Annotated in this window: 19 protein-coding genes; 14 read left to right on the top strand and 5 right to left on the bottom strand. The window is 48.4% G+C overall.

Annotated features, from left to right (window positions below; translation table 11 throughout):
- Positions 1-11: 11 nt before the first annotated feature.
- A complete protein-coding gene (locus FB479_RS14515; RefSeq protein WP_007724557.1) occupies positions 12-275 on the top strand; it encodes an HPr family phosphocarrier protein in 264 nt (87 codons plus the stop codon).
- A gap of 64 nt (positions 276-339) precedes the next feature.
- Here FB479_RS14515 and FB479_RS14520 read toward each other — a convergent pair whose 3' ends face one another.
- Both FB479_RS14520 and FB479_RS14525 read right to left on the bottom strand, forming a co-directional pair.
- Complete coding sequence (locus tag FB479_RS14520) at positions 340-2,493, bottom strand: sensor histidine kinase (protein ID WP_142065779.1); 2,154 nt, start codon at positions 2,491-2,493, stop codon at positions 340-342.
- Positions 2,471-3,163 (bottom strand): response regulator transcription factor, encoded by a 693-nt coding sequence (locus FB479_RS14525; protein ID WP_142065780.1) that lies wholly within the window; start codon positions 3,161-3,163, stop codon positions 2,471-2,473. The genes FB479_RS14520 and FB479_RS14525 overlap by 23 nt, the downstream gene beginning before the upstream one ends.
- Positions 3,164-3,337: 174 nt before the next feature.
- Here FB479_RS14525 and FB479_RS14530 point away from each other — a divergent pair, with 174 nt between their 5' ends.
- Positions 3,338-3,958, top strand: coding sequence for a class I SAM-dependent methyltransferase (locus tag FB479_RS14530; protein ID WP_185746375.1), 621 nt, complete (start codon positions 3,338-3,340; stop codon positions 3,956-3,958).
- Between the two features lie 18 nt (positions 3,959-3,976).
- A complete protein-coding gene (locus FB479_RS14535; RefSeq protein ID WP_142065782.1) occupies positions 3,977-5,551 on the top strand; it encodes a DEAD/DEAH box helicase in 1,575 nt (524 codons plus the stop codon).
- Between the two features lie 57 nt (positions 5,552-5,608).
- Here FB479_RS14535 and FB479_RS14540 read toward each other — a convergent pair whose 3' ends face one another.
- Positions 5,609-5,959, bottom strand: a complete 351-nt coding sequence (locus tag FB479_RS14540; protein ID WP_016739606.1) for a DUF779 domain-containing protein — start codon at positions 5,957-5,959, stop codon at positions 5,609-5,611.
- A gap of 3 nt (positions 5,960-5,962) precedes the next feature.
- On the bottom strand, positions 5,963-7,483 hold the full coding sequence (gene adh, locus FB479_RS14545) for an aldehyde dehydrogenase (RefSeq protein ID WP_142065783.1): 1,521 nt from the start codon (positions 7,481-7,483) through the stop codon (positions 5,963-5,965).
- A 265-nt stretch (positions 7,484-7,748) separates the two neighbouring features.
- Between adh and FB479_RS14550 the strand changes: the two genes are divergently transcribed.
- Positions 7,749-9,476 carry a sigma-54-dependent Fis family transcriptional regulator gene (locus tag FB479_RS14550; protein WP_142065784.1) on the top strand — a complete coding sequence of 576 codons (1,728 nt, stop codon included), beginning with the start codon at positions 7,749-7,751 and terminating at the stop codon, positions 9,474-9,476.
- Positions 9,477-9,938: 462 nt separating this feature from the next.
- Here the strand turns inward: FB479_RS14550 and FB479_RS14555 are convergent, their stop codons facing one another.
- Positions 9,939-11,213, bottom strand: coding sequence for a helix-turn-helix domain-containing protein (locus tag FB479_RS14555; RefSeq protein ID WP_142065785.1), 1,275 nt, complete (start codon positions 11,211-11,213; stop codon positions 9,939-9,941).
- Between the two features lie 236 nt (positions 11,214-11,449).
- On the opposite strand from FB479_RS14555, the gene FB479_RS14560 reads away from it, so the two are divergent.
- The 10 genes from FB479_RS14560 (at position 11,450) to FB479_RS14605 (ending at position 22,643) form a co-directional block, all read left to right on the top strand.
- Positions 11,450-12,295, top strand: coding sequence for a DUF6973 domain-containing protein (locus tag FB479_RS14560; protein WP_142065786.1), 846 nt, complete (start codon positions 11,450-11,452; stop codon positions 12,293-12,295).
- A gap of 261 nt (positions 12,296-12,556) precedes the next feature.
- Complete coding sequence (locus FB479_RS14565; RefSeq protein ID WP_007724549.1) at positions 12,557-12,787, top strand: hypothetical protein; 231 nt, start codon at positions 12,557-12,559, stop codon at positions 12,785-12,787.
- 478 nt (positions 12,788-13,265) lie between these two features.
- Positions 13,266-14,342, top strand: a complete 1,077-nt coding sequence (locus FB479_RS14570; protein WP_142065787.1) for a tartrate dehydrogenase — start codon at positions 13,266-13,268, stop codon at positions 14,340-14,342.
- A 20-nt stretch (positions 14,343-14,362) separates the two neighbouring features.
- Positions 14,363-15,787 (top strand): aldehyde dehydrogenase family protein, encoded by a 1,425-nt coding sequence (locus FB479_RS14575; RefSeq protein ID WP_142065788.1) that lies wholly within the window; start codon positions 14,363-14,365, stop codon positions 15,785-15,787.
- Complete coding sequence (locus tag FB479_RS14580) at positions 15,784-16,554, top strand: SDR family oxidoreductase (RefSeq protein ID WP_142065789.1); 771 nt, start codon at positions 15,784-15,786, stop codon at positions 16,552-16,554. Before FB479_RS14575 ends, FB479_RS14580 begins: the two co-directional genes overlap by 4 nt.
- A 62-nt stretch (positions 16,555-16,616) precedes the next feature.
- Positions 16,617-17,672, top strand: coding sequence for a TRAP transporter substrate-binding protein (locus FB479_RS14585; RefSeq protein ID WP_106654927.1), 1,056 nt, complete (start codon positions 16,617-16,619; stop codon positions 17,670-17,672).
- A 64-nt stretch (positions 17,673-17,736) separates the two neighbouring features.
- Positions 17,737-18,204 (top strand): TRAP transporter small permease, encoded by a 468-nt coding sequence (locus FB479_RS14590; RefSeq protein ID WP_106654926.1) that lies wholly within the window; start codon positions 17,737-17,739, stop codon positions 18,202-18,204.
- A 7-nt stretch (positions 18,205-18,211) separates the two neighbouring features.
- A complete protein-coding gene (locus tag FB479_RS14595) occupies positions 18,212-19,486 on the top strand; it encodes a TRAP transporter large permease (RefSeq protein ID WP_142065790.1) in 1,275 nt (424 codons plus the stop codon).
- A 16-nt stretch (positions 19,487-19,502) separates the two neighbouring features.
- The gene (locus tag FB479_RS14600; RefSeq protein ID WP_142065791.1) at positions 19,503-20,867 is read left to right on the top strand and encodes an FAD-binding oxidoreductase; all 1,365 of its coding nucleotides are present in this window, start codon (positions 19,503-19,505) and stop codon (positions 20,865-20,867) included.
- A gap of 147 nt (positions 20,868-21,014) precedes the next feature.
- Positions 21,015-22,643, top strand: a complete 1,629-nt coding sequence (locus FB479_RS14605) for a formate--tetrahydrofolate ligase (protein WP_142065792.1) — start codon at positions 21,015-21,017, stop codon at positions 22,641-22,643.
- Positions 22,644-22,771: the final 128 nt, after the last annotated feature.

The raw sequence follows: 22,771 nt of genomic DNA on the forward strand, positions 1-22,771 counted from the left end.
GAGGCGTGAAATTGATCCGAATGAATCTGGAAGTAGCCGTGAGTGGAGGTCTCCATGCTCGCCCTGCTTCTGTCTTGGTGAACCTGCTCAATCAATACAGCTCGTCGGTCAAGATGATCTATAATGATAAGCAGGCTAATGGCAAAAGCATCCTCAGCGTAATGGCTCTGGGGGCAAAGACCGGAGACGAAATTATGTTTGAGGTGGAGGGGGCCGATGAGCAGGAAGTGGCTGCAAGTATTGAGTCTCTATTTGAAAGGAACTTTGCCATCTAACAGGGTGAAAACCACGTAATAAGCCAGTGCCTGATGATCGGGCACTGGCCTTTCTATTTGATTCTTATGCGTGTTTGCGGAATACGACGATGACTTTGAAGTAATCGCCATCAATATCAATCGACAGCCTGCCGCCTTGCAATTCTACGATGCTTTTTGCGATAGCCAAGCCGAGGCCGGAGCCTTCGGTATTGCGGGATTGATCGGCGCGTTTAAAACGTTCAAACAGCTCTTGGGCATCAAAGTCTATCTCGTAGGCGGAGACGTTTTTGAACGTCAGGATGACGTCATCTTGTGTCTCTGCCAAGTGGATCAGGACGCGCGTATTCGGCATGGAATACTTCAGGGCGTTGCCGATCAGATTTTCAAATACGCGCCACGTTTTCTTGCCATCCAGAGGAGCGACGATCTTAGGCTGCTCCGTCGTTACGCGGAAGGTGAGCGTCGATTGCTCGATTTTGTCACTGAACTCTGCGATGGATTGGTTGAGCAGGGAGGCTACATTCACTTGCTCGATATTCAGTTCCACCGCGCCGCTGGACATCTTGGCAGCGTCAAACAGGTCGTCGATGAGGACGCGCAGTCGATCTGCTTTGCGATCCAAAATATCGATGTAGCTCTTGCGTTCCTCTGGTGTCAAATCTTCCTGCTTGAGCAGGGTAACGTAGTTGATAATCGACGTCAGTGGTGTTTTTAAATCATGGGAGACATTTGTGATCAACTCGGATTTCATGCGCTCGCTCTTCATTTGTTCTTCCACCGCGTGCTTGAGTCCCTTTGTGATGTTATTGAGCGAGTGGGCCAAATCAGATAACTTCCCTTTTTTCACCTTCTGAATGGTAACGTTCATATTGCCTCCAGCCATTTCGGAGGCACCTTGCATGATGCGGTTCATCAGTCCCAAGCGTCTAAGCGAGTATGGGAAAACGACGATCATGTAAAACATGCCATACAAAAAGCTGAAAAACAGTAAGCTACCGGAACTTTCGATTAGGGCGACGAATCCGAAACCGATGCTCATTCCGAACATGACAGTCAGGATGAACAACGTGGATACTTTGAAGAACATGCCGCGATTGGCATAGCTTTCTTGAAGAAGGACACGTTGTCTGGCAAAGATACTCTTTTGCCACTGTTGCAAGAATCTCTCAGGTTCTTTGTACATGAGCCGCGCCTCCAGCAATTGTAAAAGCAGGTAAGCGGTGAACAAGGATACGAACGCAAGGGTAAAGATATGCTCACCATCAATCGGCAAGAAGAAAAAGCGCAGGTTCGCCAACATAAGGAAGTACGTAATTCCAAGTACGAACAACAGACCCATCCGAATATCCAGCGGGATAAGGCGGAACAGAGCCATGCTTTTTGTAACAATAGGCACTTCCGCCGGTTTGCCTGTTCGCAAGTATAAAAAGCTAAAAGCAATGATAAGGAGAGTAACCGTAAGCAAGACAAACTCGCCAATCAGCCGCTCCCGAATAGAATCGTAGTAAAGGGCATCTGCGTGGACCTGACTATATCCGTCTGGTTCTTTTGGGACATAAAAGATACCGCTTAATTGATTCAGTTGATAAGTGCGATTGATGCTTTCCAAATCCCCGTTCGTATTAGGGAGGTTGATTGTATAGCGCGCATATCGGGCTAGTTCCCATTCTGTAGGTTCTTGCGCGAGATTGGTGTAAACTTTGTTGTTCTTTTTATCGGTGACGTAGTATTTGAAGGAGCCGCTTCGCAAGGTGAGGCTGTTTTTTTGTTCCTCGTACTCGGTATCTCTTTCGGCGATTCTGTTGTTCACCTGCTCCTGATAATGCGACGTTGCTTTTGCGATGTTTTCTTGCAAGCTTTGTGAATATTCTTCCGTTAATTGGGCGACTCTCTCGTTGTCACCCTCACTTTTTGCCCGTTTTATCGAATCTAAGAGCGGGTTATCTTCTTTAATCGTTCGGAGGGTTTCCTCATGCTCTTTTTTTAGCTGATTCGCTGTCTTCTCGTCCAGTTTTCCTGGAGTGTAGTCTGCATAATCTACATGAACCTTTTTCACCAGCTCAGCAAATATCTCTAATTCACGATTGAAGCCTGAGCTTTGAAAGTAATTATCCTCATGGAGATTCTCGCGTTTATGGTAGAGATCGGCCATCGTCAGGAGAGCGAGCGAAATACTCACGATCAGGACGATCAGCACGGGTACCGCAAAGCGTTTATTTTTCGATTTTGTATCCAATTCCCCATACCACCTTCAAGTATTTAGGTTCCTTCGGGTTGATCTCTATTTTTTCCCGAATCCGCCTCACGTGGACAGCGACCGTGTTTTCCGCGTTCATATAAGGCTCTCTCCAGACCCGTTCATAAATTTCCTCGATCGAAAACACCCGGCCCTTGTTTTCCATTAACAGCTCCAGGATTTTGTACTCGGTAGCAGTCAGCCGGACCTCGTTACCATCAATGGCTACATTTTTGGTGCTTTTGTTCAAGGTCAAGCCGCGTACCTCGATCTCATCTTCTGTCATTTGAGCGCTTCCCAGGTTAGTAAAACGTCTTAACTGAGATTTGACCCTGGCGATGAGCTCCAAGGGATTAAAAGGCTTCGTCACGTAGTCATCGGCACCGATGTTAAGCCCGAGGATTTTATCGGTATCCTCTGATTTGGCAGACAGCATGATAATGGGGATATTTTTTTTCTGTCGAATTTGAAAGGTAGCGGTCATCCCGTCCATTTTTGGCATCATGATGTCCATCAGGATGAGTTGGATCTCTTCATTCTCCAGTACTTCCAACGCTTCCAGTCCATTGCTAGCCTTGAATACGGTCATGGATTCATTTTTGAGATAGATTTCGATTGCGTCGCGGATTTCAGCCTCGTCGTCGACTACGAGGACTTGATATTTGGTCATGATTCGTCCCACCTTATGAATGCATTCATGGTACTATCTTAACGCCCAGCTCTAACAAAACAGTAATGAAATGTCTTACAAATTTCTTAATAAACCGCGTTCAGGAAATGCTAGCTGATAGGATCAAGCCGATAAATAAGGTAAGATGTGAGGAAGAATACGAGAAAATTGGTGATGGCTTTGCTGGAATGGACAGGGGAGAGAATCATCCCCAAGCTGTTAAAACCTACGAATGGCATGCTGCTGGAGCATATAGCCAGATATTATTTTGCGGCACCCTATGTAAAAGGTCGAGTGCTGGACATCGCTTGCGGTACCGGCTATGGATGTCATATGATCGCAAAGGATCGAAAACGAGAGCTGACAGAATTGATCGGAGTCGACAACGATGAGGCGACGATATTTTACGCCAATCGGGAATACAACCATCAAAAGATTACGTATCAGCAGGGTGACGCGCTTGATCCGGCGCTTCCCGAGCAATTGGGGTTGTTTGATACGATTTTGAGCTTTGAGACGATTGAGCATGTCGCAGACGATTTGCTGTTTATGGATAACTTGTATCGGATGCTTGCACCAGGTGGTACGCTTGTGCTGTCCAGTCCATTTGGCAGAGGGCGAGGCAAAGAGACGAGTGAGCCCTTCCATGTTCATCAGTTGACGCCGGAAGAGTTCGCGGAGCTGTTTGTACGCTATTCTGACGTGGATATGTACTATCAGAGAGGCGTTACGTTTGAAAAAACACCCCGCGATGGCGTACGGTACTTTATCGGCATGGCAGTATGTACGAAATAATGACGGATCGATCTATGAATGGAGATGGCGAAACTGGCTGATTTTTGGAGATTAGGAATTCGCAAGGAATTGATACATGCTCTGCAAGAGAACGGGATTACCGAACCGACACCGATTCAGGAAAAAGCAATCCCCGTCGTACTCGAAGGAAAAGATGTCATCTCGCAAGCGCAGACGGGAACGGGAAAGACGCTTGCATTTATTTTGCCGATCCTGGAAAAGGTTGATCCGGAAGCAACGCATGTTCAGGCACTGATTTTGACGCCTACCCGGGAGCTTGCTTTGCAAATTACGGCAGAGGTGAAAAAGCTCGTAGCAATGCTGGATGACGTGCATGTGCTTGCTGTTTATGGTGGACAAGATGTGAATCAGCAATTGAGAAAGCTGACTGGAAAAATACAAGTGGTCATCGCTACGCCGGGACGCTTGCTGGATCATCTGCGAAGAGGGACGATCGATCTGTCGCAGGTATCAAAGTTTGTCCTGGATGAGGCGGATCAGATGTTGCATATGGGGTTTTTGCCAGAGGTAGAGGATATTATGGCCAAAACACCTTTTGAAAAGCAGATCATGCTGTTTTCGGCCACCATGTCGGAACAGGTGCAATCACTGGCAAAGCGCTTTATGCAAAAGCCAGAAAATATCAAAGTTCAGGGCAAACGCATCACGCTAGACGATATTCGCCAAATCGTGGTGGAGACGACAGATCGTGCAAAGCAAGCTACGCTGTGCAGTTTGCTTGATGAGGAAAGGCCGTTTCTCGCGGTGATTTTTTGCCGAACGAAGCGCAGAGCGAGTAAGCTGAATGATGCGTTGCAAGCCCTTGGCTATATTTCTGACGAGCTGCACGGCGATTTGTCACAGGCGAAGCGCGAGGATGTCATGAAGCGATTCCGCGAGGCAAGAATTCAGTTTCTGGTCGCAACGGATGTGGCAGCGCGTGGGCTGGATGTAGAGGGAGTCACGCACGTTTTCAATTATGACATTCCAGAAGATGTGGACAGCTATATACATCGGATCGGCAGAACGGGGCGAGCCAAGGAAAAAGGGATCGCTTATACGTTGGTAGCCGCGAAGGATCGGATGCAGCTTGCGGAGATTGAAGCAGGAATCAACCTGTCTCTGGAGCGTCGTGAAATGGATCGTGGAGAGTCGGGCGATCAGAAAAAGCAAAAGCCTGAGAGGGAGCGAGCCGAGAAAGCAGATCGGCGCGGCGACAAGCAGGGCAGAGGGAAAGGGAAAGGGAAAGGAAAGTCCGCTGACGGAAGACAGCAAGGCTCTGGGGAGCGTCGAAGAGAAGGGGAAGGGCGTCAACAGAAGGGCGGCGGTTTTGAGAGTAAGCCGAAGGGGAGAGACCGGGTAGCAGGTGGCTTTGAACGCAAACCAAAGGATCGGGATCGTGCAGCAGCTGATTTTGATCGCAAGCCAAAGGACGGTAACCGAGCAACAGCAGGTGGTTTTGATCGCAAGTCGAGCAATTCCAAGCGCAAGCCAGCGGCTGCTCAACGCGGCTCAGCACGTCCGAATGCAAAACAAGGCAATCGGGCAAACACTGCTCCTGCAAAACGTTCCTCTCGCAAAAAATCGAGATAGCCATCCAATCAAAAAAAGACCGTTCCAGCCAGTAAAAAGGCAGGAGCGGTCTTCCTTTTATTCCGGTTCCGTGTCCGGAAATACCCGTGAACGTGTGAGGAAGCGTACCCCCTCGGGTCCTTCCAGCGAAAACATCCCGCCACGTCCATTCACGACGTCAATGATGAGCTGCGTATGCTTCCAATACTCATACTGCGCTTTGCCCATGTAGAACGGGCAGCCGCCGATCTCGCCCAACAGAACGTCCTGCTCACCTACAAGAAATTCTCCGAGCGGGTAACACATAGGGGAGCTGCCATCGCAGCAGCCCCCTGACTGGTGAAACATCAGGTCACCGTGTTTGGCGCGAAGCCGTTCGATTAATGCCAGTGCAGCATCTGTCGCGAGCACTTTTTCTGGCTGGCTCATGGATCAAAAGAAGCCCAGAGCTTGATCGCTGTAGCTGACCAGCAGGTTTTTCGTTTGTTGGTAGTGAGACAGCATCATTTTGTGTGTCTCACGGCCGATACCGGACATTTTGTAGCCGCCAAACGCTGCGTGAGCCGGGTAAGCGTGGTAGCAGTTGGTCCAGACGCGACCAGCCTGGATTTCGCGTCCCATGCGGTAGGCTGTGTTCGTATCGCGTGTCCATACACCTGCACCCAAGCCATACAGCGTATCATTTGCCATGGCGAGTGCTTCTTCTGTATCCTTGAAGGTCGTTACGGAGACGACCGGACCGAAGATCTCTTCCTGGAAGATGCGCATTTTGTTGTGCCCTTTAAAGACGGTTGGCTGGATGTAGTAGCCGCCCTCGAGATCACCTGCAAGCTGTGCACGAGAGCCGCCAATCAGGCATTCTGCGCCTTCTTGTTTGCCGATATCCAGGTAGGAGAGGATTTTTTCTACCTGCTCCAAGGAAGCCTGTGCGCCGATCATCGTATCTGTATCGAGCGGATTTCCTTGCTTGATATTGGCAACGCGTTGCAGGGCACGCTCCATGAATTGGTCGTAAATGCTTTCGTGAATGAGCGCACGGGATGGGCATGTGCAAACCTCACCTTGGTTGAGCGCAAACAGTACGAATCCTTCAATCGCTTTGTTAAAGAAGGCATCGTCTTTTGCAGCCACATCCGGGAAGAAGATGTTTGGGGATTTTCCGCCCAGCTCCAGTGTCACCGGAATGATATTTTGGGAAGCGTATTGCATGATCAAGCGTCCTGTGGTCGTTTCACCTGTAAAGGCGATTTTCGCGATACGGTTGCTTGAAGCGAGAGGTTTACCCGCTTCCAGACCGAAGCCGTTCACGACGTTGACGACGCCAGGAGGGAGCAGGTCACCGACCAGCTCCATCAGCACCATGATGGATGCAGGTGTTTGCTCCGCTGGCTTGAGGACGACGCAGTTGCCCGCAGCCAAGGCTGGAGCCAGCTTCCATGTAGCCATGAGGAGCGGGAAGTTCCACGGAATAATTTGACCAACGACACCGAGTGGCTCATGGAAATGATAAGCGACCGTATCGTTATCGATTTCAGCGAGTGTACTTTCTTGAGCGCGGATCGCTCCGGCGAAGTAACGGAAATGGTCAATCGCCAGCGGGATGTCGGCCGCGAGCGTTTCACGAACGGGCTTGCCGTTTTCCCACGTCTCTGCGTTTGCCAGCATCTCCAGATTTGCTTCCATGCGATCCGCAATTTTTAACAAAATATTCGCGCGCTGTGCAACAGAGGTACGACCCCACGCGCCTTTTGCCTCATGGGCAGCGTCCAGTGCCAGCTCAATATCTTCGGCTGTCGAGCGGGCTACCTCGCAAAAGACCTTGCCTGTTACAGGTGATACGTTTTCGAAATACTCACCTTTCACTGGCGGAACCCAATTACCCCCGATGTAGTTTTCATAGCGGTTTTTGAAAGTCACCTTGGAACCGGCTTGGCCGGGCTGAGCATAGATCATTGCGAGCGCCTCCTCATTTATCACATATTTCTTTACACCCCTCTCTAAAAGCAAGTCTCGTACCAACGTGAAAAAGCTCGAAGTGACAGCGTTTTCTCGAGTGAATGAGGGTAGAAATTGTTCCATATTGGATCATGTCGTGTTCCGTATTGGGACAAAAAGAGCAGCCAGTCGGACAAATGTGCTTATGATTCGACTGGTTTTTCAATAGCAAAGACTCTCATGTTATACTGAGAAGGAATGATTTTTGGGGGAGGGAATCGTGTTGTCGACGATTGTTCAGCAATCTTGGAAGCGCTGTCAGGAATCGAACCTCAAGGTAACGGAGAAGGCCAATGATCAAATCATTTCTGCCCGACGAATCAAAGAAATCATTCAGGATAATCACCCTCTGATTCGCGAAAGTCTCCCGCTTTTTAACAAGCTTGCTCCCTTTTTGTTATCGACAGAGCACATCGCACTCTTGTCTGACCGGGAAGGAAATATTATTCAAACGATCGGGGACCCAGTCTTCGCCAACCAGGCACAAAAAGTACAGCTGCAAATCGGAGCGAACTGGACAGAAGATTACAAAGGAACCAACGCGATTGGGACAGCACTGATCGCACAACAGCCGATTCAGGTACAGGGAGAGCAACACTACTTCTTGGAAAATCGCTTTCTTACATGCTCGGCGGCACCTATTTTTTCACCAGCGGGTGAGCTGTTGGGCATCATTGACATTAGTACGCGTAAAGAATATTCCCATCCGTTTGCCCTAACCATTGCTTGCATGATCGCAGAGGCTCTGCAAAACCGCTTTTTGTTAGCAGATGCGGAGCGTGTGATTGCCTTGCCAACTTCATTACGCCCAGGAGATGGTCGAGAAAAGCTGGCACTCGTCGGCTTGGATCGGGATGAGCGTATCGTGGGCCTAAATGAGGCCGCGCAACAGCAGCTCGGAAAGGAAGCCTTGGGAACAAGAGTAAGTGCGGAGCAAGAGCGTGCTAGCAGTAATGTGAAAGATCATCGCCCGCGTTTTTGGTCTGCGGCACCCAAAGTACAGCTGAAGCCGTTTCCGCGTCTAGCTGGTTCATGCCCGCTCTTCTTGCAGGCAAAGATGCTCGGACAAAAGGCGGCTCAGGTAGATTTTCCTGTGATTATTTTGGGGGAGAGCGGTACGGGAAAAGAGCTGTTCGCTCAAATGGTCCATGAGACAGGTCCGCGCGCGCATGAGCCTTTTATCGCAGTGAACTGCAGTTCAATTCCAGAAAATTTGATCGAGAGTGAATTATTCGGATATGAAAGTGGGTCATTCACAGGGGCACATCGGGAAGGAAGAATCGGAAAGTTTGAAGCGGCGAAAAAAGGCACGATCTTTTTGGATGAGATCGGGGATATGTCTTTGCGTGCGCAAGCGGCACTTCTGCGCGTTTTGCAGGAAAAGGTCGTCACCCCGGTGGGGAGCAATCAATCCCGCCCTATTTATGCGCGGATCATTGCCGCTACGCATCGAAACCTGTCAGAGGAGATCAAGGCGGGACGTTTTCGGGCAGACCTGTACTACCGGCTCAAAGGGGTTTCCATTCATTTGCCGTCGTTGAAAAAACGCAGTGATATCATCCAGGTGGCAGAGCATCTGTTGCAGCAGATCGACACAGAGCAACCGTACATACTGACCACCGAGGCGCAGGATAAGCTGTGTGCTTATGCGTGGCCGGGCAATATCCGGGAACTGCAAGGCGTGCTGATTCAAGCGGTGTTTTTGGCAGAGGGGGACATCATTGATTGCGATCATATCCAGCTGGAGGGATTGATGGAAGCCGAATCGCCAGAGACTACAGATCATGCCATTCCTTCGTTGCGTGAAACAGAGAGAAAAGCGATCAAAAAGGCACTCGAAAAAAGTGGCGGTAATGTCAGCAAGGCGGCCAAAATGCTGCAAATCGGTCGAAATACTCTGTATCGCAAAATAGAAGAATACCAGATTGGGGCAGCGATTAATCAGGAATAGTCATAATGGGGTACAGCCGAGATACGAGTAATTCTGGGTCACAAACTTAAAAAAATGGTAATTTCATCTATTTGGAGCAATTTCAAAAAGCATGCTTTTTGAGGGCGACCGCCAACATTTTAACGGAAATATACGCTAAAGACGTTAAGCTGTATAAAAAGCCGATTTCTTTTACTCTAAGCGAATGACCGCTAAACATCATTATCGGTCATCAGGAACGACGAAAATACATGTCCGCTAATGCTAAGCGTATAAATCGGTCAAACTGTTGGCGCTACCCCTTTGAACACAAAAAAACCCGACCGGAGTCGGGAGCAAATTGGCTTACCATGGGTCAGGATAGTGTTTTGCAATCGGAGGTTCTTTACTTAACGTATCTACCCCAAATGGTACGACAAATAACGCGGATAAAATACATAAAGACATCATCAACTTTTTCACGAGTATCACCCCCTTGCGGGTTTAGGTATTATGTACAGTATACAATATTTCCATTTTTTGGAGTATGCCGAAAGGTAAATTTTCCTTGTTAGCTGTATAGTACTCAAATATATACCCAATGCTTTTAATCGCTTCTTCCAATTTCATCATTTTCTTATAATACATAGCACTTTCTAATAAACTGGCACACCCCATATCTAAATCGCCTTTTTCAATGTAAAAATTCCCTTTTGCGCGAAAATATAAACCTAGATGAGTACATTGGTTCGGTGTACCAACGTTAGTCGGCAAAAATGACGATTCTGACCGAAAAATATCTACGACCCCCAACTCATCACCTAATCTTATATAAATATCCAGCAGATCATTTACCACTGGTAACTTTTCGTTTTGCGGGCGCATGTGCAAGCAATCTAATAATAATGGTACTGCCTTTTCAATATCATCCGTAGTCTTTGCGTATAATATAGCTCGAAGATATTGAGATTCTTTCTGTACATTTAAACAATCTAATTGTTCATACGCATCCAAATATACTTTAGCAAGAATATAGTCCCTTAACTCAATGTAAGCGATGATAATAGCTAGGTACGCTTTTGCTGTCAGCTCATCTCGCTTATGATCTTCATTAATACCTTTCTTACATAGATGAATGCACTCTTCATGACATCCTCGAAATAACGCATGCGAACCCAACTTATAGTAAGTCATAACTCTTTCATCCACGTGTAGATACGAAATATAGTGCAATAACTCCATACCTTCTATATACGACTCGTCCAATTTTTTAAAGCTATCACGTTGAATAAGATATTTCTGATATAACGACCTGGCTAAAAATACAGGAATACCATGTTCGCGCGAATACTGAGAAATCACACCATATATTAAAAATCGAAATTCTATATTTTCCGTGTTTCCCGCCAATTGATAAAGATAATCTAACGAAAGAAACGTGTTGCTCTTAGGGCATTCTAATAGCTTAGAAGCGATTTTTTGTGTAAGAACGGCATTCCCCTGATTGATCGCCGTTTCCAGCAATAATTCAAACGTTTTAGTCCTTTTAATCTTATCTAAATATGGCATAACCGCCTCGTACAAAGATATATCTAGCGTTTCAGCTAATCGAATTACATTCCGCATATTTGGCAAAGTGAGAGAGTCTGTTTCGATCTTACTGATCGTGCCAGAGGATATGTCTGTTTTTATAGATAACTCCGCTAAAGTCAGCCCCGCCTCTTCTCGATACCTTTTCAAAACGCAGCCAAACGACGATCTCATTTCCGCCACAACCACAGCTATTAACCCCCAATGCAATTTCCTTTTTATGGATACTAATATAACACGTAATTCTATCGAGAAAATAATTTTTCCAGTTTTTCTATATTTTCTATAAAAAGGAAGTAAGGTAATTTTTAGAAATCATGTTACAATTTGGATAATCCATTAAGGAGGAGCTTTCACAACGGGCAATGCCCATTATAGTCAGAAGCGTAAAGATGTAGAAACATGAAAAGAGGGATAGAGAAGCTATGAAGAAATTTAAAAGAGTATTAGTGCCTTTTGTCGTGTTCTCATTATTAGTTGCTCCAGTGTCAGTCTTGACGCCAGCATCTGCTAAAAGTACAGAGAAAATCGCTGAAAGTATTGCCGAGGAGGAAAAGAAATACGAAAAATCTTATGAGAAAGTTGACTTTAGATTTTCAGAAATAATTTTAGAAGAGTTGACTCAATATGAAAAGGATCACCCAAAAGCGACTGAAGATGAAATTAATGAACATTTTTTGGAACTGTGCGAAATATACAACAAGGATAACAAAAATATAAAGAACCTGGCTTCAAGCTCTGATGGTGATTGGGATGATTTCTATGATTATGCTGATGGAGTAGTTACACTGAATCCAAAAGAGCAGGCATTGTATGATCAATCGCCGTCAAAAGGATTTAAAGCTCTTATGGCAGGGAAAGGGGCATGGAATTATACAGAATTAGCTTTCGGTAGAAATGGTACTGATGAAGAATCAGATGCTTTTCGACATGCGTTATGGAATATGTGGATAGTATGGGCAGTGAATGATAGTTGGGCAGAAAAGTGGACGAGTGCACACGAAGATGGTGCTTCCTATCAAAACAAAAAATCTTTAACATATAAAATGGATATGCACAATAATGAAGAAGGACGATACAAAGCAGCACAAGAGGGGATAGACAGTGATAGCAGTCGTTCAGACGTTAAAATTGCGATTGATGAGTTATACAAAAGCGGAAAGCTTAAAAAAATTAATAAACCAAACAAAAAAGAGAGTACCTGGACACTAGAGAGATTTACAGGTAAAGAAGAGGATTATGCAGATCAAGATCTTCCCCCTATTACGTAAGAAAAAAGAGAATCAGGAATAATCATTCCTGATTCTCCCAGAGTGTAGAGAAAGTCCCTTTCCGAAAAAAAGGGGACTTTTCGCTTGATTTTAGGGGGTACAAATATGTCTCCCCACCCTCGCAAAACGCGTTAGGAGCGATTCTAGAAGGTCAAATTTTTTCTGCCCAATCCGTGAAATTCAGGATGGGGGTTTCTCGACAGCCTGAGAGAATCAGGAATAATCATTCCTGATTCTCCTTTTTGAAAGAAGGTGATATTTATGAAGAATAAATTAATCGTGTCTTTGGCTGCAACAGCAATAGTTGTGGTGCTAGTATTTGGATTTTTATATGTGGGGACTGGAAATGATTACTATAGATTTTCTGATGGAGCATCCTCAGAACAGATAGAAGCTTTAAAGAGTAATAAAATAGATTATATGATCAAAGAAGACGGATCTTTATGGATAAGAAGAAGTGATGAATTGAAAGTAGCACAATGTTGTACATAGTTATGTTGAGTAACCAAAATGAGAGATACAACAGCAACCGGATTTATGAATGGTTGCTGTTTCTTTTCCATCAAAGGAAAGCCGTAGCACATCTAGGGGGACAGCCGAGATACGAGTAATTTTGGGTCGCAAGCTTACAGCAATTGTCATTTTTCGAATGCAGTTTGTGGCATGGCAGGAGAATTCGATAAAATCATCATTTGGAAATAAAAGTAAGACTATGACCCATTTTTGCATGTATCTCGGCTGTACCCGATAATGGATGAAACGGTATAGTCTGGCGTGAACAAATGTTGCAATGCGTGTTGCAACATTTTGTTGCGTTGTTTTGCAATGTCACCGGACGAGTGATGCATAGAGAGGAACGGATGGAAGGCTTTTATCCGGTCAGGGTGCATGATACAGAGCTTGGCATTAATCATGCAAGTGGATAGTGCTGCATAAAGTCAAAAAATTTAGATTTTTAGGAGGGAGACCGTTGCTTCACTATTCCATTGCAGTAATTCCAGGAGACGGAATCGGTCCCGAGGTCATGGAAGAGGGCCTGAAGGTGTTGGGTGCCATAGAAGAGAGTCACGGTGGCATTCGGTTTGTGTGTGATGTCATGGATTGGAATTGTAGCTACTATCTCCAACACGGCAAAATGATGCCGGAGAATGGACTACATATTTTAAAAGACTATGATTTGATTCTGCTTGGGGCAATTGGTGCGCCGGAGGTTCCTGACCACGTATCCGTGTGGGAGCTGATTTTGCCGATTCGCCGGGCATTCCAGCAGTATGTGAACCTTCGCCCGGTCAAGCTGCTCAAAGGTCTGGAAAGCCCTCTTCGCTATAAAGGACATGCCGATCTCGATTTCGTCGTGGTGCGGGAGAATACAGAGGGTGAGTACTCCAATATGGGCGGGCGCATGCACCAGGGTACACCGTACGAAATGGCGGTGCAAAACAACGTATTTACCCGGTACGGCACAGAGCGCATCCTCAAATACGCTTACGCACTGGCGGAAAAACGTTCGAAAAAGAGCGTGACCGCGGCTACGAAGTCCAACGGCATCAACCATTCCATGCCGTTCTGGGATGAGATCGTCAAGGAAGTCAGTCAGGAATACCCAGGTATCCAGACCAATCTGTATCATATCGACGCACTTGCTGCCTATTTCATCACGCGACCAGAAACGTTTGACGTCGTTGTCGCGAGCAACTTGTTTGGAGACATTTTGACCGATCTCGGGGCGGCGATCGTCGGTGGTTTGGGCTTGGCTCCTTCCGCGAACATCAATCCGGAGCGCAAGTACCCATCCATGTTTGAGCCCATTCACGGCTCTGCGCCAGATATCGCGGGGAAAGGAATCGCCAATCCGATCGCACAAGTATGGAGCCTCGCCATGATGATGGATCATCTCGATCTGCCAGAGCTCAGTGCTGTCATTATGAACGCCATCGAAAACGTGTTGCAAGATGGCAAGGTGCTCACTCCTGATCTTGGGGGAACAGCGACAACGAAAGAATTGGGAGACGAAATCGTTCGCCACATCTATCAAACAACGAGATAAATATAAGGGAGGAAGAGGACATGGAAGCGAGATCGTATGATTTGTACATCGGTGGAGAATGGGTGAAAACCGAGAGCTACATTCCCGTCCTACACAAATACACGGGCGAGTGCATCGCGCGTATTGCCAAGGCCGAGCAGAGATATGTAACAGAAGCGGTGGAAGCTGCATGGGAGACGTTTAAAGCAGACAAATTGACTCCTTTTCAACGGTACAAAATCTTGCTGAAAGCCTCTGAGCTGATGGAGGAACGCAGGGATGAGCTGGAGCGATCCTTGATTCGCGAGGTGGGCAAAACGCGCAAGGACGCGATGAATGAGCTGGATCGGACGATCAATACGCTGCGCTTGTCGGCAGAGGAAGCCAAGAAAATTCACGGGGAAATGATTCCGCTGCAAGCAACAGAAGGCTCGGAAAACCGACTGGGCTTTACCATTCGGGTGCCAAAGGGAGTGATTGGTGCCATTACGCCGTTTAACTATCCCTTGCTGCTCAGCACACACAAGATCGCGCCAGCACTAGCCGCAGGAAATACGCTGGTGGTTAAGCCAGCTACAGTCACGCCTATCGCAACCTTTCTGTTGGTGGAGATCCTGGAGGAAGCGGGCTTGCCAAAAGGCTATGTAAATATCGTGACAGGGGCAGGCAGTCAGGTAGGGGAATGGCTGCTCGATGAAGAGCGCATCGCCATGTATACCTTTACCGGGTCAGGAGAGGTCGGTCGCCGCATCAAGGAGCGAAGTGGCATGCGTCCCGTTGCCCTGGAGCTGGGCAACAACTCTCCCAATATCGTCCACCTCGATGCAGATTTGGAGCTGGCAGCCCGTCAAACAGCCGCCCGCAGCTTTCACAATGCCGGTCAGGCGTGCATTGCTGTCCAGCGCATTTACGTGCATGAATCGGTTATGCAGGCGTTCAGTGACTTGTATATCTCGCATGTCCAACAGTTGAAGGTAGGGGACCCGGAAGACCCGGACACGGATGTCGGACCGATGATCAGTGAAAAAGAAGCGAGCCGTACCGAGGAATGGGTACAGGAAGCGATTAGCCAAGGGGCCAGATCGCTCTTGCCTGTCAAACGGGAGGGTGCTCTTTTCTATCCGGCTGTGTTGGTGGATACAAGGCCAGAGATGAAGGTGGTTTGCCGGGAAGTGTTCGCCCCCGTCGTTACGATCATTCCGTACAGTGATCTGGATGACGCGTTTGCACAAGCCAACGATTCGGAGTACGGCTTGCAGGCAGGGATTTTTACCCGTGATTTGAACGTCGCGATGAAAGCGGCACGCGTGCTGGAGTACGGCGGCGTGGTGATCAACGACGTATCGACCTATCGCAATGACGTCATGCCATACGGCGGAATCAAAAACAGCGGGCTAGGCAAGGAAGGTCCGCGTTACGCAGTCGAAGAGATGACAGAAGAGCGAATGGTGGTGATCAACCTATGAGCGGGCAACTTTTGCAAGGAAAAACGGCGATTGTAACAGGGGCCGCGTCAGGAATGGGCAAGGCCATTGCGATCCTTTTTGCGGCCGAGGGAGCCAACGTCATCCTGGCTGATTTGAACAAAGAAGCGGCAGGAGTGGTCGCTCAAGAGCTGCCACAAGGGAAAGGTCATGCGGTGCAAACGGATGTGGCAGACGATACGAGCGTCGCTGCACTCGTGAAGGAAACGCTCGAAGCGTACGGCTCGATCGATGTCTTGGTCAACTGCGCGGGTGTTCCCCAAGCGTTTACCCCCATTGAGGAACTGACCTTGGAGCAGTGGGATCGAATCATGTCGGTGAACACGAAGTCGATCTTTTTGACGACAAGGCATGCGGTTCCTCACATGAAGGAGAAAGGGAAGGGCAGCATCATCAACATCGCTTCGATTGCCGGGATCAGAGCCCGTCCGGGGCTGAATGCGTACTGTGCGTCCAAGGGGGCCGCTATCATGTTGAGCAAGGCACTGGCGATTGAACTCGCTCCTTTTCAAATCCGAGTCAATGTCATCAATCCAGGGCCGGCAGAGACGCCGATGCTAGGTAAGTTTATCAATGGAGATGAAGCGGAAGTAGAGGCTGGGAAAAAAGATATTTTCATCAGCAGTGTTCCGTTGGGCACGTTGATTCAGCCGGAGGATATCGCGCAGGCGGCTCTCTATTTGGCTTCTGATCTATCCAAAATTGTCACGGGCGAGGTCATGAATGTAGACGGTGGAAGAGGGATCTAGTAAAATGAACTAAATTTTCATATTATTTAAAAAACAAAAGAATCAACAGGGGGTACTATCGCATGTTTCGGAAGAAGTGGAGCTTCGTGCTAGCTGGCATCATGTCTGTGTCTTTATTTCTGGCGGCGTGCGGAGGAGGAGGCGGTCAACAGACTGCCCCGCCTTCGGGACAAGCCGGGGGGACAGAAGCGCCGAAAAGTGACGGCCAAAGCTATGTTTTCAAAGCAGGGCATTCGCTGACAGAGGATCATCCGTACCATTTGGCATTGAAAAAAATGGCCGAGGATGTCGACAAGCGCTCGAGTGGGAAAGTGAAAATCGAGGTGTATCCGTTGAGCCAGCTAGGAGCGGAGCGTGAATTGACAGAGGCACTGACCTTTGGAACGGCGGATATGTCAATTACCTCGACTGCGCCCGTTATGAACTTCCATCCGAAGCTGGGCGTGCTGGATCTCCCGTTCTTGTTTGAGAGCCGTGAGCAAGCGTACAAGGTCCTCGACGGACAAGTCGGACAGGACCTCCTCAAGGATTTGGAAAACGCCAATCTGGTCGGGCTGGCATGGGCTGAAAACGGCTTCCGCCATATTACGAACGGTTCGAAGGTGATCAAGAAGCCGGAGGATGTGGCAGGGCTAAAGATACGCACACAGGAAAACCCGATTCATCTGGCTGCATTCGAAGCATTGGGAGCGAAGCCGACCCCAATGGCTTGGACAGAGGCGCTGACGGCGCTGCAACAAGGAGTCGTCGATGCCCAGGAAAATCCGGCGATTGTCGCACAGACCTACAAGCTATATGAATCCAAGCAAACGCAAATGGCTTTGACCGGGCATGTCTACTCAGCGGCGATGATCTTGTTCAGCAAGCCTGTATGGGATAAGCTCCCGGCAGATGTCCAGCAACTTCTTGCCGAGGAAGCCAAAAAAGCGGGTCAGTACGAGCGCGAGCTGATGATCAAGATGGAAGAAGAGGCCATCTCGAATATTAAAGCAAAAGGTGTAGTCATAACCGAGGACGTTGATAAGCAAGCTTTCCGCGATGCGATGAAGCCTGTCTATGACAAATTTTCCGGGCAGTTTGGCAAAGAGCTGGTGGATCAAATTGTAAATACAAAATAAACGGCAGAAGGGAGACGGGCCACTCTGGCTTTTCTCCCCTTTTTCCTGCGAAAGGAGATTGTGTGTGGGCAACCTTGTTTCCAAAATAAACAGCATCCTTCGTTTTTTCATCATTGCCCTTCTGGCTATTATGGTGGTCGCTGTCTTCCTGCAGGTGCTTTTCCGTTTTTTGCTCGACCAGCCCTTGGCCTGGACGGAGGAATTGGCTCGGTATTTGCTGATCTGGATTACGTTTCTAGGATCAGCGTATGCGATGTCGATCAAAGCACACATCGGTACGGAATACATTCAAAAGTACTTGTCGCCTCGCATGAACAAAGTGGTGCTGGTTATTGCCGCTTTGTGTAGTCTGGTCTTCTTTTTCGTCATGGTTCAGCAAGGCTATTTGTTGTCTGCGAGAAGCATGACACAAACCTCACCCACTCTGCTCGTTCCCATGGGTTATGTATACATGGTGATTCCGATCAGCGGTGCTTTGCTCATCATGAACGTGATCCATGTGACGTGGAAAGACATTACCGGGAAGGAGTGACCAGATTGTGGGTACGATTTTGTTTTTAACACTGTTGGTGCTCCTGATCCTGAATGTACCGATTGGGGTGGCACTGGGGTTATCTGTCGTTGTCGTGTTTATGCTGGAGGGAAACATCCCTCTTCTGGTTGTGATTCAAAAAATGTTCAACGGGACAGATTCCTTCCCGCTGATGGCCATTCCGTTCTTTCTTTTGGCAGGAAAACTGATGGAAACAGGCGGAATTTCGGCCAGGCTGATTCGCTTTGCGAATACGATTGTCGGGAACCTGCCGGGGGGATTGGCAATCGTGGCGGTCATGGGGTGTACCTTTTTTGCAGCGATATCGGGTTCTTCTGCCGCGACAACGGCAGCCGTAGGGGGAATTTTGATCCCGCACATGGTCAAAAAAGGGTATAATGTCCGGTTTTCTGCGGCATTGCATGCAACAGGCGGAACGATTGGTGTCATGATTCCTCCGAGCGTGCCGATGGTTTTGTACGGGGTAGCAGCGAGTGCCTCGATTAGTGACTTGTTTATTGCCGGGATTGGACCGGGTATTCTCGTAGCGATTTCGCTGATCTTGTACTCGTATTGGATCAGTAAGAAAAACGGCTGGGGTGGCGGAGAGAAGCATACCCCCAAAGAAATATGGGAGGCTTTCAAGGACGCCATTTTGGCGATACTCATGCCGATCATTATTCTTGGCGGTATATACGGGGCCATCTTTACTCCGACAGAAGCAGCAGTGGTAGCCGTAATTTACGGTCTGGTTGTCGGGCTTTTCGTCTACCGGGAGATCAAGTGGAGGGACTTGGGGGAAATATTCGCTAGCTCTGCCAGTATGACAGCGGTCATCATGCTGATTATCGCGACCGCCAACGCATTTGGCTATCTGATGACGAGGGAAAACATCCCGCAGGAAATTGCGCAATTCATGCTCGGGATTACTGACAGCACGATCATTACGTTGCTTATTATTAACATCTTGCTGCTCATTTTGGGGACGTTCATGGAAACGGCGGTTACGATCATTCTCCTGACACCGATCCTGCTGCCGATCACGAACTCTTTGGGCATTGATCCGGTGCTATTCGGGGTGATCATGGTCGTCAACTCCGCCATCGGTATGCTGACGCCACCGGTTGGGATCAATTTGTTGGTAGCAGGAAATATTGCGAAGCTCCAGAATACGGAGATTGAGCGAGCGGTGATCCCGTTTTTGATCATCATGATCGTCGACTTGCTGCTTATCACCTACATTCCTGAAATCAGTTTATTCCTTGTCAACTTGAGCAAGTAACGGAGGGGGAACCAACGTGGATTACAAGCAAGTGTTAGTGGGATTGCTGGGGGAAGAACGAGTATCGACTAACCCCACTGTACTGGAGCACCACAGTCATGATGAATCGTACCATACCCCGCATCTTCCGGATGTAGTCGTGTATCCGAAGACGGCAGAGGAAGTCAGTCAAATCATGAAGCTAGCCAACGAAAAGCGCATTGCGGTAACGCCGTTTGGCATGGGGACCAGTCTGGAAGGCCACGCGATTCCTTATGCGGGCGGAATTAGCATGGATTTTTCCTTGATGAACCAAGTGTTGGAGGTTCGACCGAAGGATTTCCTCGTGAGAGTCCAGCCCGGTGTGACGCGGACCCAGCTCAATAAAGAATTGAAAAAGCACGGATTGTTTTTCTCCGTCGATCCTGGCGCGGACGCGACTTTGGGTGGGATGGCGGCTACAAACGCCAGTGGAACAACCTCTGTTCGCTATGGCGTGATGCGTGATCAGGTTCGCGATCTGGAAGTAGTGACGGCGGACGGACGTATCATCCGTACAGGGAGCATGACAGCCAAATCTTCCTCAGGCTACCACCTTACTGGGCTGTTTGTCGGGTCGGAGGGAACGCTCGGTGTATTCACAGAGCTGACCTTGCGTGTCTACGGTATCCCTGAGGCGACAACGGCGGCGCGTGCCAGCTTCCCCTCTGTTCAGGATGCCGTCGATACCGTCGTGGATATTCTCGGAGCGGGTATTCAAGTAGCGCGAATCGAGCTGGTTGATGAACGTTCCATCCAACAAGTGAATCTGTACAAGGAAACGAGTTACCCGGAAGCACCGACGCTGTTTATCGAGTTCCACGGCAGTGAACAAGGGCTCGCGTATGATATCAACTTTGCCCAGAACATCGCCGATGGTCATGGCTGCACGCAGTTTCTTTTTGAAACCGATTCGAAGGCGCGGACGCAGCTCTGGGACGCTCGTCATAACCTGGCGTATGCCTTCCTGCACAAATCGCCCGGGAAAAAGCTGATGGTGACAGATGTTTGCTTGCCGATTTCCGAGCTGGCAGGAGTAGTTGTGGATGCGCGGCAAGCCATTGATCTCGCTGGGCTGGATGGAGCGATTGCAGGGCATGTCGGGGATGGGAACTATCACGCGATCCTGATGATCGACCTGAATGATCCTGAAGAAGTGGCTCGTGCCGAGGAAGTAAATGCCCATCTGGTGGAATACGCATTGAGTCGGGGAGGAACCTGCACGGGAGAACATGGTGTGGGTGTGGGAAAAATCAAGTACCAGCACAAGGAACACGGAGAAGCACTGGACATCATGCAAGCGATGAAGCAAGTGATGGACCCGAACGGCATTTTGAATCCGGGAAAAATTTTCGGGAAATAAATGAGAGCCTGCATTCTGAACGTTTGTCGGAATGTGGGCTTTTTCTTTTGCGTAATGTGTCGAAGAGGAAAGGAGAAAGGATGATTATGCAGAATGTAGAAGATTGGTAACTGGTGCATTACATTCTGGTGTGGCAGGGAGGCAAGTATGAAGTCTATTGTTGAAATTGCCAAGATTGCAGGTATCGAAGAACAGCATTTGGAGCTATACGGAAAGTATAAAGCCAAACTATCAGATGAGCTATGGGAGCAAGTGAAGGATCGCCCTGATGGCAAACTGATTCTTGTTACAGCGATGAACCCTAACCCGGCGGGAGCAGGCAAGACGCTCACGACGATTGGTCTGTCACAAGCATTAAATTATCTCGGGAAGAAAACAATGGCAGCGCTTCGCGAGCCGTCCTTGGGTCCTTGCATGGGGATCAAAGGAGGCGCAACCGGAAGCGGTCAGGCACAAATTCTCCCGGCTGATGAAATTAACCTGCATTTTACAGGGGACATTCATGCGATTACAGCTGCCCATAACTTGTTGGCAGCGATGATCGACAATCATATTTTCCATGGCAATCCGCGCGGGCTCAATCCGAAGAAAATCGTCTGGAAACGGGCAATGGACATGAACGACCGCGCACTGCGTAACATCGTTGTTGGTCTGGGTGACGGCAATGGGATGACGCGTGAGGACGGCTTCATGATTACGACTGCGTCGGAAATCATGGCGATTCTATGCTTAAGTGAGAATCTGGCAGACTTGCGCGAGCGGTTGAACCATATCATTATTGGCTACGATTTCGATGATCAGCCTGTACGGGCAGAAGAAATCAATGCGGTTGATGCGATGTGCGTTCTCTTGAAGGAAGCGATCAAGCCCAATCTCGTACAGACAATCGAAGGAACTCCGGTCATTATTCACGGCGGACCTTTTGCCAATATCGCGCATGGGTGCAGCAGCGTGATCGGAACCAAGATGGCCTTGAAGCTGGCGGATTACGTCGTAACAGAGGCGGGCTTCGGTGCGGATTTAGGAGCGGAGAAGTTTTTTGACATCAAGTGCAGAAAAGCAGGCCTCACACCATCGGCTGCTGTCGTGGTCATTACGGTTCGCTCCTTGAAATTCAACGGCGGGGTAAAAGTACCTGACCTGGCAGCGGAGAACTTGTCTGCTCTGGAAAAAGGCTTCGAAAACGTCAAGCGCCATCTGGAAAATCTGCAGAAGTTCGGTGTGCCAGCAGTGGTGGCCATCAATCATTTTGCGACGGATACGCAGGCAGAGATCGATGCCGTTATTGCGCTGTGCCAAGCGGCCGGAGCCGAAGCGGCGCTCTCTAAAGTGTGGGCAGAAGGAGGAGCTGGCGGTGTCGAGCTGGCTGAAAAAGTGACGCGTGCAGCAGAGCGGCCTTCCTCCTTCCGATTCTTGTATGAGGAGAACCTCAGCATTAGAGACAAGATTGAGACAGTAGTAAAAGAAGTGTACCGTGGATCAGGAGTTGTCTTTTCGCCGCTTGCATTGAAAACGATGCAAAAGGTAGAAGAAATGGGCATGTCCCATCTGCCTGTATGCATGGCGAAAACACCATACTCCTTTACGGACCGCGCTGATCTGTTGGGAGCACCTGTTGACTTCACGATTCAAGTGAGTGAAGTGCGCATATCGGCAGGAGCTGGTTTTATCGTCGCACTGACCGGAAGCTTGGTTACAATGCCAGGCCTCCCGAAAAAGCCGGCTGCTGAATCGCTGTATGTAGATGAGAATGGACACGTGATCGGATTGAGCTGATCAAGAGAATATACAAGAGAGCTGACACCTGTTTCCGGGTCGTCAGCTTTTTTTAAAAAATTTGTGGTTTATAACAGAGAAAATATGGGAAAAGAACGATGAGATTGAAAAAGTGTGGACTAAAACTA

The sequence above is a fragment of the Brevibacillus sp. AG162 genome (assembly GCF_006715575.1).
Lineage (GTDB): Bacteria > Bacillota > Bacilli > Brevibacillales > Brevibacillaceae > Brevibacillus > Brevibacillus brevis.